12 protein-coding genes are annotated in these 12,271 nt (G+C 64.0%); 3 read left to right on the top strand and 9 right to left on the bottom strand.

Translation table 11 applies throughout. The features are described from left to right. Positions 1-4: 4 nt before the first annotated feature. Genes PV375_RS03800 through PV375_RS03780 form a run of 5 tightly spaced genes read right to left on the bottom strand, consistent with a single transcriptional unit; the run spans position 5 to position 4,589 of the window. A complete protein-coding gene (locus tag PV375_RS03800) occupies positions 5-1,090 on the bottom strand; it encodes a serine hydrolase domain-containing protein (RefSeq protein WP_332106194.1) in 1,086 nt (361 codons plus the stop codon). A gap of 4 nt (positions 1,091-1,094) precedes the next feature. Then, positions 1,095-1,391, bottom strand: a complete 297-nt coding sequence (locus tag PV375_RS03795; RefSeq protein WP_201518338.1) for a rhodanese-like domain-containing protein — start codon at positions 1,389-1,391, stop codon at positions 1,095-1,097. Between the two features lie 47 nt (positions 1,392-1,438). Beyond that, complete coding sequence (locus PV375_RS03790; RefSeq protein ID WP_201518337.1) at positions 1,439-2,677, bottom strand: ABC transporter permease; 1,239 nt, start codon at positions 2,675-2,677, stop codon at positions 1,439-1,441. Then, positions 2,674-3,447, bottom strand: coding sequence for an ABC transporter ATP-binding protein (locus PV375_RS03785; RefSeq protein WP_201518336.1), 774 nt, complete (start codon positions 3,445-3,447; stop codon positions 2,674-2,676). The genes PV375_RS03790 and PV375_RS03785 overlap by 4 nt, the downstream gene beginning before the upstream one ends. Next, a complete protein-coding gene (locus PV375_RS03780; RefSeq protein WP_332106193.1) occupies positions 3,444-4,589 on the bottom strand; it encodes an efflux RND transporter periplasmic adaptor subunit in 1,146 nt (381 codons plus the stop codon). Before PV375_RS03780 ends, PV375_RS03785 begins: the two co-directional genes overlap by 4 nt. A 172-nt stretch (positions 4,590-4,761) precedes the next feature. Between PV375_RS03780 and PV375_RS03775 the strand changes: the two genes are divergently transcribed. Both PV375_RS03775 and PV375_RS03770 read left to right on the top strand, forming a co-directional pair. Continuing rightward, positions 4,762-4,971 (top strand): heavy-metal-associated domain-containing protein, encoded by a 210-nt coding sequence (locus PV375_RS03775; protein WP_201518334.1) that lies wholly within the window; start codon positions 4,762-4,764, stop codon positions 4,969-4,971. Next, a complete protein-coding gene (locus PV375_RS03770) occupies positions 4,964-7,135 on the top strand; it encodes a heavy metal translocating P-type ATPase (RefSeq protein WP_332106192.1) in 2,172 nt (723 codons plus the stop codon). The genes PV375_RS03775 and PV375_RS03770 overlap by 8 nt, the downstream gene beginning before the upstream one ends. A gap of 26 nt (positions 7,136-7,161) precedes the next feature. Here PV375_RS03770 and PV375_RS03765 read toward each other — a convergent pair whose 3' ends face one another. The 4 genes from PV375_RS03765 to PV375_RS03750 all read right to left on the bottom strand — a co-directional run bounded on the left by PV375_RS03765 (position 7,162) and on the right by PV375_RS03750 (position 11,596). After that, positions 7,162-7,650 carry a GNAT family N-acetyltransferase gene (locus PV375_RS03765; RefSeq protein ID WP_332106191.1) on the bottom strand — a complete coding sequence of 163 codons (489 nt, stop codon included), beginning with the start codon at positions 7,648-7,650 and terminating at the stop codon, positions 7,162-7,164. 41 nt (positions 7,651-7,691) lie between these two features. Next, complete coding sequence (locus tag PV375_RS03760; protein ID WP_332106190.1) at positions 7,692-9,113, bottom strand: MFS transporter; 1,422 nt, start codon at positions 9,111-9,113, stop codon at positions 7,692-7,694. Positions 9,114-9,262: 149 nt separating this feature from the next. After that, positions 9,263-9,799 carry a DUF421 domain-containing protein gene (locus PV375_RS03755; protein ID WP_332106189.1) on the bottom strand — a complete coding sequence of 179 codons (537 nt, stop codon included), beginning with the start codon at positions 9,797-9,799 and terminating at the stop codon, positions 9,263-9,265. A 300-nt stretch (positions 9,800-10,099) separates the two neighbouring features. Then, complete coding sequence (locus tag PV375_RS03750; RefSeq protein ID WP_332106188.1) at positions 10,100-11,596, bottom strand: endonuclease/exonuclease/phosphatase family protein; 1,497 nt, start codon at positions 11,594-11,596, stop codon at positions 10,100-10,102. A gap of 383 nt (positions 11,597-11,979) precedes the next feature. On the opposite strand from PV375_RS03750, the gene PV375_RS03745 reads away from it, so the two are divergent. Continuing rightward, positions 11,980-12,271: hypothetical protein (locus PV375_RS03745; RefSeq protein ID WP_332106187.1), on the top strand; the 292-nt coding region annotated here is incomplete at its 3' end.

Below are 12,271 nucleotides of genomic sequence, written 5' to 3'. Positions count from 1 at the left end.
GTCGCTAATTCGTGCTGTCGGCCGCGCGCACCGCCGCGTCCTGAAGCTGCAGAAACCGCATCCGGTTGACGGGGAACATTTCGATGATGCCCGAAAAATACACGAAGCTCAGATCCCGATCGGGGTCGTGCCAGGCGGTTGCCACATTTGAACCGTTGTGACCCCAGGCGCGTTCGGAGGTGAGCCGGCCGAACGCCGAGGCGTTGACCGCGTGCGCTGCCGGGTGCCCCAGCTGCACGCCATGTCCCCACCAGGTGCGCGAACCCGCGAACGGGTCATATTCGCCGTCGTTCGACGGGGCGATCAGCTGCGCCACATGTTCTGGACGCAACCCCAGCCGTTCACCGCCCGCGCGCAGTTCGCGCAGCAGCCGCAGGGCATCGTGGGCGGTGGTTGAAACGCCACCGGCGGGAATCACCGCCTCGCGCACGCGGGCGCTATTGAGCACCGTGGCAACCGGCAGTGTTGCCGGGCCGCGAGCGGTCATCGGCACCGCGCGCCAGCGTTCGGTGGCGGGCAAGCCCAAAAACGTGTCGTGTGCCCCAATCGGGTCGAGCACGCGCTGCCGCAGCAGTTCGGCAAGTGGGCGCCCCGCATCCCGTATGCCGCTCGTGCCGGTGGCGCGGCAGGCCAGTTCACCGAGGATGTAGCCCCACGCCAGCCACTCATAGGCGGGTCGGCCGCTTGGTGGGCGAATGGGGGATGCGGCTTCAATTTGCCGGATATTGCGGGCGTAATCTCCCAGCGCCAAAATTTCACGCGCCGGACCGCCCGGACGCGGCAGCCCGGAGCGGTGCGTGAGCACATCCATCACGGTGATTGCCGATTTTGCCTCGGCTGCCGAGCTGGCGCTCGCGAACTCGGGCCAGTGCTCGACGATGGGGGTGTGCGGGTCGAGTGTGCCGTCGGCGATCAGCGACCACACCAGCGCCGCAATGAAGATCTTCGACACCGAAAACGGCCAGAATGCGGCTCGCGGGCCAACCCCGATGCGGTGGTCGACAACAATTTCGCCGCGGTGCTCAATGAGCAGGTGCGCCGGCCCACCGCGTTTGGCGGCGAGCTGGCGCACCCGCTCGGAGCCTGGCAATGTGCTATCCGCGTTCAACCGGCAGGCCGGCTGCTTCCCAGGCCGAAATGCCGCCCGAAACATTGGTGGTTTCGATGCCCTGCTGGGCGAGCAGCTGCACGGTGCGGGCCGAGCGGCCGCCACCGTGGCACATGATGTAGGGGTTTTCGCCGAGCTCATCGATGCGGGCATCGAGCTCGCTCAGCGGAATGTGCTTGGCGAACGGCACGCGCACCTCGTCGTGCTCGTAGGGCTCGCGGATATCGATCAGGTTGATGTTTTCGCCGAGCTTGCCCAGCTCGTCGACCGTGATGTTCTGCATACGGCCACGATACGGGCAGCGGCTGACTGACACGCTGAGATGCGCGATCAATAGCGAATCGCGTCGATGATTTGCACGCGCGTGGCTTTGAACGCCGGCAGCGCCCCGGCGAGCGCACCCACCACGGTGGCCGCCGCCAGGCCGATCAGTGCTGGCACCATCGGGAACGGTGGCGCCTCAACCAGCCCCATGTCGCGGAAAAACCCGAGCGTCAACGGGTTTTGTAGCGCGATCACGGTGAGGGTCACACCGACGATGCCGGCGATGAACGTGGCGACCACCGATTCGAGCAACACACCGAAAAAGATGCGAGCACTGGTTGCCCCGTAGCTGCGGCGAATACCGATTTCGCGCACACGCTGCTGCATGGTCACGATGTTGATGTTGATGAGCCCCAGCGCGCCGAGCGCGAACATTCCGGCGGCGGCTCCGATTACGAGCCAGGTGATCACCGCTGTTGATTGCGCGGCCTGCTGTCCCCAGTCGCTGCGGAAGGCGGTCATCCCACTCGAACTGAGCTGTTCATTGAGCTGATAGGCGAGCTGGTCGCCGATCTCGGGCGGCACCCACATGAACAGGTTCACGTTGAGCTGATCGGGCTGCACGCCCGGCATGAGCTCCAGCTGGTCAAACAAAAACCAGGCGCGTGGCTGTTCAAACTCGCCAAACTCGGCTTTGGCAACGCCGACAATGGTGAACAGCTGTCGCCGGTCGCCGTCACGAAAATCGACCGTGGCACCGGATGAAATATTTGGTTCGCCGAGCACCTGCCACAGCTTTTCATTGATGACGATGGCGGGCGCCAGCAGGTCGGCATCTGACTCCTGCAAAACCCGGCCCTGGCTGATTGGCTGCCGGAAAATAGTGCTGTAAACGGGATCGATGGCATACAAATCCACCGGAATTTTCTGGCTCGGAGTCCAGGCGGTGCCATTCGCTTCGGTGTGCATCGAATGGTGGGTAACCCCGAAATCGTTCGGCAGTCGCTGCAGCCGATCGAGCTGTTCGGGCGTGTATCGACCCGTCACCTGCACGGTGGCGGTGCGTCCGCCGCTGCGTTCACTTGTCTGTTGGGTGACGCTCGCGGCAATCTGCCCCACGCCCAGCGCGCCGGTGAGCCCAATCACGGCAACGGTAATACCGATAAGCGCCAGCAGGATGCGCAGCCGGTTCACGCGCAGCTCATGCCACGCGTCCACAATGAGCGCCACAAACCCAGTGAGGCGGGCGCCTCGCTCATTCTCGCGCGGCTGCCGAGCCCTGATCCGCTTGCGTTCGGTAGTCATGCATCCACCTCGCTGTCGGCTGCGGGGGCTGCAGCTTTTACCTGCTCGGTGAGCAGCCGCTCGGCCTCAGCCACCGTGCACTCGGTGAGCACACCATTTTGTAGTACCAGGATGCGGTCGAATTGTGCCGCCACCTGCAAATCGTGCGTGATGGTGAGCAGCGCCGCACCGGTGTGTTTACTGCTCGATTTCAGCAGCGACATCACATCGCGGGCGGTGCCAACATCGAGTGCGCCGGTGGGCTCATCGGCCAGCAGCAGCTGCGGCCGACGCACGATCGCGCGGGCGATGGCAACGCGCTGCTGTTCACCACCCGAAAGCCGGCGCGGTAGTTGGTCGGCGCGATCAGCCAGTCCCACCTGCGCCAGCGCCTGGGCCGCGAGCGCCTGCCGGTTCCAAAATTGCCACGGGGTGCCGTAGTGCAGTGGCATCATCACATTTTCGAGCGCGGTGCGATTATCGAGCAGATTGAACTGCTGGAACACAAATCCCACCGACCGGCCGCGCAGTTTGGCGAGTTTGTTTGCGGGAAGCCGCGATGCATCCCGGCCGCGGAACACGATCTGACCGCTGGTGGGCTGGTCGATCATCCCCAAAAGGTTGAGCAGGGTCGTTTTTCCGGCACCCGAGCGGCCCAGCACCGCGACACGATCGCCCGCGTACACGGTGAGGTTCACCCCGCGCAGGATGCGCAGCTTGTCACCGTCGGGAAGGTCAACCTCGCGGGTCACCTCGATCACCTCGAGCACCCGCTCGCGTGGCTCGGTCACCAGCCCGGGTCCTCTTGATACATGGGCACTTCGCTCGGCACATATTCGAGCACCGTGTCGCCCTCGTTGAGGCCCGACTTAATTTCGATCATGACACCGTCGGTGAGGCCGAGCTCAACGGGCTGTTCGACGGGGTCGCCAGAATCACTCGGCAGGTACACGATGCCGGTGGCGTAATCGCCGCGCACCGCGGTCACCGGCAGCACGAGCACATCCTCGGCGCTGCCCGAAACCACCGTGATTTCGGCGCTCAGCCCGGCGAACACTTTTTGATCTTCAGGCACGGCACAGCGCAGCTGGCCAGTGACGGGGCTGTTGCCGCCCTCCGCCGGCGGGGCGTACGGGTCGTCGGCATACATCGGATCAGGTTGCGCCGCATCCGGTGCCTGGTCGCCCTCGACCGCACCGATCTCGATCTTTCCGCAGTCGAACGGCGCCGGACCACCGGCAATCGAAACTGTGGCCTGTGACGGCTGATCGAGCATCCGGAACTGCAGATCGGCGCTGATATTCGCAACCGCGGTGAACGTGCCGGGGCCGACCTCGCCGATTACGTCGCCCACACCAACCTGCATTTTTGGTAGCGGGGTGAATTTGGTCAGCACACCCGAGGCGGTGGCGACGATCTCGTGGTACTGGTAGATCGGCTCGGGAGTCGACATTTCGGGCGGCTCGGTGCTGGTGGGGTCGGGCTCGCCAATCGGTTCAGGTTCGGTCTGGCCGATTTCTTCACGCACTTCGAATAGCGGCTGGCCGCGTTCGACGCGGTCGCCCTGCTTGACGAACACCACGGTGACCGTGCCCTGGTCGGTGGCTCGCTGGGGTACGCCGGGGTCGGCGGTGAGTGAGCCGGAGGCGGTGAACTCGTTGATGACGGTGTCGCGCGTCACCGTCACCGTGGGCGAGGCGAGCGAGCCCGAGGGGGCGGCCGCATCGGCTTGGCGGCTATTGAAAAACGCGAGTTTTACGAGCGACACCGCCACGGCGACGCCAACGATGAGCCAAATCGATGCGAAAATCACCTGTCGCACGGTGGGTTTTTTACGGGGCAGGATCGGTGCGGTCGCCGGTTGTGGCGAAGTCTCGCTGGCCGGTTGCGGCGATGCTTCGCTGGCCGGTTGCTCCGGGGCGTCAGGATGCATGGTGTCTCAAACTTTCGGGATGCATGATGCCGAAGTGCCGAAGGCGGATTTCCACACAATAACAGTTCTCAACTGTGTGATGCGCGCCGGCGAAACTGTTGCATACGGAATAGTCAACGACGAGTCTTGTTGTCATAAATAACCCACACGGCGCGATCCGATAGGAGCCAACATGATTACCCAGCTCAACATCACCGGTATGACCTGCGGACACTGCGAGATGAGCGTGCGTGAAGAACTGAGCGAAATTGACGGTGTGACGGTGGTTGCGGTAGACCACAACACCGGTGTCGCTGAAATTTCGAGCGAGGCACCGATCGACCCGCAGCTGCTTCGCGATGCAATCGCCGAGGCAGGGTACGAGGTGACATCGATTGCCTGAACCGGCTGCCGACACGATCGAACTCGATCTGCAGGGTATGACCTGCGCGGCCTGCGCGGGCCGCATCGAGCGCAAGCTCAACAAAATGCCGGGTGTGACCGCATCGGTGAATTTTGCGCTCGAGCGTGCCAGCGTGAGCGGCAGCGCCGATGTGGATGCACTCATCGCCACCGTGCGCGCCGCCGGCTACGACGCCACCGAGCATCGCGAACAAGCGACCGAGCCCGATAACGACGAGGCGCGCGCCTATTTGCGCCGCTTCATTATTGCGGCGGTGCTCAGCGTGCCAGTTATCGCGGTGGCGATGGTTCCCGCGTGGCAGTTTGCCGGCTGGCAGTGGGTGTCGATGGTGCTCACGCTGCCGGTGGTGACCTGGGCGGCGTGGCCGTTTCACCGCGCGGCGTTCGTGAACGCACGCCACGGCACCACGAGCATGGACACGCTCGTATCGCTCGGGGTGAGCGCGGCAACGCTGTGGTCGCTGTACGCGCTCGTGTTCGGTCATGCCGGTGAGATCGGGATGCGTCACGGTTTCGCGTGGCAGCCCACCCCCACCTCGGGGCTCGGGAATGTTTATTTTGAAGTCGCTGCCGGCGTGGTGACGTTTTTGCTGCTCGGGCGCTATTTTGAAGCGCGCGCCAAACGGCAGGCCGGTTCAGCGCTGCGGGCACTGCTGAGCCTGGGCGCAAAAGAGGCCGAGCTCGAAGACGGTCGCCGCGTGCCGGTTGCGCAGCTGCGGGTTGGCGACCGGTTTGTGGTTCGTCCCGGGGATCGCGTGGCAACCGATGGCCGCGTCGTCAGTGGCCGAGCCGCGCTCGACACCTCGATGCTCACCGGCGAATCGGTGCCGGTGCAGGTTGGCGAGGGGAGCGAGGTCATTGGCGCGACGGTGAACACCGACGGTCGCCTGGTGGTGGAAGCCACCCGCGTTGGTGCCGACACTCAGCTGGCGCAGATGGGCCGGATGGTCGAGCAGGCGCAGAGCGGTAAGGCCGCGGCTCAGCGCCTTGCCGACCGCATCTCGAGCGTTTTTGTGCCGGTCGTGATCGGGCTATCGCTGCTCACACTCGTGGTGTGGCTGCTCGTTGGTGGCGGGGTTGAAATGGCGTTCACCGCCGCGGTGGCGGTGCTCATCATCGCCTGCCCGTGTGCGCTGGGACTTGCCACCCCAACTGCGATTCTGGCTGGAACCGGCCGCGGCGCACAGCTGGGCATCCTTATATCTGGGCCCGAAGCACTTGAGCGCGCGCGATCGATCGACACGGTCGTGCTCGATAAAACCGGCACCGTTACCGAGGGGCAGATGCGCGTGGCTGACGTGACTGCCGCCGACGGGTTTGATGCGGCCGAGGTGCTGGCCATCGCCGCATCCGTCGAAGAAGGTTCGAAGCATCCACTCGCCATGGCGATCGTTGACGCTCATGATGGTGCGCATCCTGCCGCCACCGACTTCACCAGCCAGACCGGCCATGGCGTGAGCGCGACAGTGGCCGGGATGCGAGTGTCAGTGACACGCCCAGCCGCTGATCTTGGTGGTGCGCTCGCCGATGCCGTGCGCGGTCACGGTGAGCGCGGCGAGACAGCGGTGATGGTCACCATTGATGAGCGGCCGGTTGGCATCATCGGCATTGCGGATGCGGTGCGCGACACTTCAGTGGCGGCGATTGCGCAGTTGCGTGAGCTGGGGATGCATCCGGTGCTGTTGACCGGCGATGCCGGATCGGTGGCTCGTTCGGTCGCCAAACAGGTGGGCATCGACGAGGTGGTGGCCGAGGTGTTGCCCGAGCAGAAGGTGGCTGCCATCGCCGAGCTGCAGGCGCAGGGTAAGCGCGTGGCGATGGTGGGCGATGGTGTGAACGATGCTCCGGCGCTGGCCACCGCCGACCTCGGGATCGCAATGGGTGGCGGCACGGATGCAGCGATGCAGGCTGCCGACATCACCCTGGTGCGGGCTGGGCTTGACGCTGCGGTGGATGCGGTGCGGTTGTCGCGGCGCCTCAACCGCGTGATCGCCGAAAACCTGGTGTGGGCGTTCGGATACAACGTGCTGGCGCTGCCGCTTGCCGCGTTCGGGATGCTCTCGCCGATGATCGCCGGCGCCGCGATGGCGTTTTCGAGTGTGTTCGTGGTGTTGAACTCGCTGCGCCTGCTGCGGTTCCGCTAGCGCAGCGGCCGCGGCAGCAGCACCGCTTACCGCGGCGTGCGCACCAGGCGAACATCGCCGCCGCCGTGCTGCAAGCCCAGCGGCAAATCCACAACAAACCCGTTGCGGCGATGGAAGCCCATCCCGCGGCGGTTTTCAATCAGGCACCACAGGTACGCCTCGCGATCACCGAGCACCGCATCCGTGAGCGCCTGCCCCAGACCACTGCCGTGGGTTGATTGCAGCGTGTAGAGCATCCAAAACTCGTACTCGACCGGCGCATCCGCATCCCGTGCCGGGCCGGCGCAGGCAAAACCCACCACACGGCCATCAACCTCGCCGACAAACACCGTGGCCTCGCTGCCGGGTTGCAGCACCTTGGCCCACATTGCGGCGCGTTCGGCGCGGTCAGAACGAGCCGTAATCACCTCGTCCGGCAGCAGCCCGGCGTAGGTTTCACGCCAGGCATCGATGTGCACGGTGACGATGCCATCGACATCATCCAGCGCGGCGGGACGGATCAGCCATTGCGTCATAGTCGCATCCTAAGCGCCGCATCGCTGCCCGACAGCTCAACCTAGAGCTGCACCGTTTCGCGTTTCGCCGGCACCGTGATCATCAGCAACAGCCCCAGCGCAAACACAATCAGGATGCCCCACACACCAGCTTTTGGATGCGCCAGCCACGTGATGAACGCGAAGTACAGCAGGTTCGACAGCCAGCCGGCAGCGCGACCGGTGGTGGCGTAGAGCCCAAAAATTTCGCCCTGCCGGCCCTCGGGTGTGTACCGGGCCAGGTACGAGCGCGACGCCGATTGCACCGGTCCAACAAATAGGCACAGCAGCAGTGCGAAGACCCAGAAGAATAGCTTGTCGTTCGGGGTCATCATCATGACGAGGCCAACCGTGATCAGCGACAGCAATGAACCAATAATCACCGGTTTGGGGCCGAGGCGGTCATCCACATACCCCGAGGCGAGCGTGCCCAAACCGGCGGCGAGGTTGGCAGCGACCGCGAAATAGATCACCTCGGAGCTCGAAAAACCGTATACCTGAGCGGCGAGCACCGCGCCCCAGGCGAACACCGCGCCCAGTCCGTCGCGGAACACCGCCGACGCGAGCAAAAATTGCAGCAATTTGCGGTCGCCACGCCACAGCCGGCCGATAGTGGCACCGAGTTCGCGGTAGGCGCCGAGCAAACTCACCCGCTTTTCGGCGACGTTCGGGGCGGCTTCGGGCACGCGCCGCATGATCGGGATCATGAACAGCAAGAACCACATCGCTGAAACGAGCACCGTGAGGCGGATATTGAGTGCATCCCCATCAGCCCCATCCGGCACCCCAAGGATGCCGGCGCCCGGTGCATCCCCATTGAAGTTTTGGATGAACAGCACCAGCACCACCAGCAGCAACACGATCGATCCGAGATAGCCGAGCCCCCAACCGGTGCCCGACACTCGCCCGACGTTTTCGCGCGTGGCCACCTGCGAAAGCATCGCGTTGTAGTTCACTCCCGCGAGCTCGGAGAACACGATGCCGATCGCCAGCAATAGCGCCCCAAAAAAGAGGAAATCGGCGCCGGGGTACACAAAAAACATGGCGAACATTGCGACGATCGTCACCATCGAAAACGCCACCATGAGGCGTTTGCGGCGGCCGCTGCCGTCGGTGGCGCGGCCGAGCGCCGGTGCCAGCACCGCCACGATAATTGCGGCGGCCAGATCGAGTCCCGAAATCACCTGCTGCGAACCGGCCTGAGCGGCGCGGTAGACGGGGTTGTCGGGATCGGCTGCGCCGAGCGCCACCACCTCGGGGTCGAGGAACAGATCGGATGCGAGATAGGTGGCGAAAACGAACGTCACCACGATCGCCTGGAACGCTGAGTTGGCGACGTCGTACATCTGCCAGGCGCGGGCGCGCCGGCGCTGTTCTTGGCGGCTGAGCTCGGTGCCGTCGAGCATCGTCAGCCGGGTGTTTTGAGCTTTTGCGGGCTGGTTCACGTGCCGCAGTGTAGGTGGCCGAGATTGCCGATGCGTTACTGGCTGGGCTTGGGCGCTCGATTACGTGGTGTTTCGGGATGCTTGGGGTGCTTGTTCGCTGGGTCGCTTAGGGCGCTGGGGGGTGCTTCGGGATTCGGTGACTGGTCCGTTTACTGCGGTTTTGAGCTGCGGTGAACCGAGCCGAGCACTTCGGCGTCGATGGATGCTCCGGTACGCAGCACCGAGACCCGACCATTGGGTTCGAACACCGCAAGCTCCACCTCGCTGAGTTGGCGGATGCCGGCCAGTCGCAGCGAACTGGCCAGTTCATCCCGCGACATATGCGCCCGCTGTAGCCCCGCATCCAAAATTTCGCCGGCATCGACGAGCACGATCGGGCGCTGGTTCACGACCCGATCGGCGCGGGTGTGGCGGCCGAGCTGACCGATCGTGACCTCGAGTAAAAAGAGCGTGCTGAGGCCCAGGATGCCGGCGGGGAGCACCGGGGTGTCCATCAGGATGACGCGGCCGGCGACCGCGCCGAGCATGATGGCCACGAGCGCGTCGAAGGTGGATAGCTGCGAAATCACGCGGGCGCCGAATAGTCGCACCAGCAGCAAAAACACGAGGTAAATGGCCACGGTCGAGATGACGACCGCGGTGGCCTCCTGCCAGCTGATTGCGAAGAGTTCGGTGAGCGCGTCCATGTGGTCCTCCCTCGTGCATCCCTATTGTTGCAGCGCGTGGGTCTGGGTGGCGCTCGCTTGCGCTGTGGCGCCCGCCCCGGGTGCCCGCGGCTCGCTCCCGCCCTTCGCCGCGGGTGCCCGCGGCTTCCCGTTCGGATTTGTGTGCCTCCGCGTCATTTGTGTGTGTTCTGCCACATACAAATAACGCGGAGACACACACAACGTGGATGCAGCAAGTTGCAGGTTGTTGCGCGCTGGCAGGATGCACGGAAAAACAAAGTGGGAGCCCGCGCTCGGCGAGCTCCCACTGATAGCTAACGGTTAGCTGTCGGCGTTGCGGCGACGCAGCGTGAATGCAACACCACCGGCGATTGCCACAGCTGCGGCTGCGACCAGCATCGGCAGACCGGATGCACCGGTGGTCGCGAGCTTGCCGGCTGCATCCTGGCGACCGTTGTCAGTCGCCGTGGGCTGCGGCGTATCGGTTGCCTCTGGGTCCGCGGTCGCGGTCGCGGTGGGTTCGGGGGCGGGGGCCCCATCCTCGTCGGTTGGCAGCGGAGTCGCGGTGGGATCCGGAGTTGCGGTCGGCCCCGGTGTCCCAGACGCTGCCGCCGGGAACTCGAAGTTCACCCACACAAGGCGGTGGTCTGAGGTGGGGAAGGGGTACTCGCCGGTGAGGCGGAACAGCTCATCGTCGTTTGTGGGCCAGAACACGCCAGCATCCACAGCCGTTGCCGAGCTATTTGCGAGCACGTAGTCGACGCGCAGGTTGCCGGGGGAGGGCTTGTCGTTGAAGTCGGCCGTGTCGTATTTCGGGTCGCCCGCGTGGGTTTCGTTTGCGCCGCCCTGCCCCGCAGCCTCAACGCCGCCTGCCGAAGCGGGCTTGGGGTCGAGGATGTTTTCGTTGTTGAGCAGCTGATCAATCGCACCCTGCCACGAGTCGCCGTCGAAGGGGTCGGCGTTGTAGTCACCGACGATCACGAAATTGGCGCCGGGTGCGAGGCCACCGGTGACGCCCTTGTCGTCGTAGAGGTAGTCGGCCTTGCCCGAGACGTAGTCGCTCCAGATGCGGATTTCGTCGTGGTTGCGTTTTTGGTTGCGTTTTTCTTCACCGTCGAACGAGGGCGGGGTGGGGTGTGCGGCGAGCACGTGCACGGTGGTGCCGTTCACGTCGACGGGGATATCGGCATGAGTTTTCGATGACAGCGGCATCGCCGCGAGTTCTTCTTCGCTGTACCACGGGCTGCCGTCGGCGTTTTCGGGCAGGTAGGCGCCGGGCATGTCCTGCCACAGGAAGTTCTGGAAGGTGCGCACATCCTCGGCGTTGATCGGGTATTTCGAGTAGACGACAAAACCGTACTGGCCGGGGAACATGCCGAACCCGAACGCGTCGTCGGGGCCGCCGACCTCGCCGTCGTTGTTGAGGTCGAAACCGCTGGGCACACCGGTGTTCACCGGGCCACTCCACGAGTAGGGGTAGTCGATGGCCGGCGCGCCGTTCTGCGACTGTTTGAGGTAGTTGTCGCTGAACAGCTGCACCGATTTGCCTTCGGCGTCGTAGTCGAACTCGTTGATGAGCACCACATCGGGTTCGGTGCGCTGGATGGTTTCGGCTACGTTTTGGGCCTGCTCGTTGTTGGGGGTGGCGAGGTCGGTTTGCAGCTGTCCGGCTTCGTTGCGGTTGAGGCTGGCGTTGAAAGTGGCGACCTTCAGGGTTTCGGTGCTGGATGCGGATTCTTCAGCGACCGCGGTGGTTGCGACGCTCGAAAGTGCCAGTGCTGCGGCGGCAGCAGTGAGCACAGCGGTGCGGAGTTTCACGGATTTTTCCTCTATCGATGCTGCTGGTTTGGAATGCGCTCGCGGTCGGTGCGCGTAGTTGCGGCGCCGATGCGAGTGTCTGGATGCAGCATGGTTGTCGCGGGTGAACGGTGGGCGAACGGAGCGCTGCGGGGATGGGTGCGGTCGCGAGATTGCGGGCCGCAGATGCGCAATGTTCCCAATGGTCGAGTGTCTTTAAGGAGAATCACGTCGATCAGTGGAACAATTCCGGACTTCACAAAAACTCTGGAATCGGATAATGTCAAACATAGGAAGCCAACAACAACAGAAGTAGTTGCACGGCAATTCCTTCCCCTCCCCCCGACAGAGAAAGATAGAAACTCATGGTCTTTGACACTTTCCAAAAGCGGAACAATGACCGAGTGGAATCCTCAACCACACCTCTGCGTCGGCGTGGCGCTGCTGCTCTGGCCGTCGGTGCCATCCTCGGAACCAGCGGCGTTGTTGGCGCTGTGGCCATTGAAAACGCATCGAACGCATTCGCTGCTGGTGATATGACTGCAGCTCAGGTAACTGCCCAGAAAACAGCAACTGAGCAGGCCAAGCTCTACCAGCCGGTGTACACCGAGGTGACTGTCACCGAGGGTGAGGTTGCTGAGGTTGCCGCACCGAAGTTCACCGATGAAGAGACCGGTGAAGAGCGTGACATGCCTG

Origin of the sequence: Gulosibacter sp. GYB002 (assembly GCF_036577665.1) — a bacterium.
Taxonomy (GTDB): Bacteria; Actinomycetota; Actinomycetes; order Actinomycetales; family Microbacteriaceae; genus Gulosibacter; species Gulosibacter hominis.
This window is presented reverse-complemented; position numbering and strand designations above follow the sequence as displayed.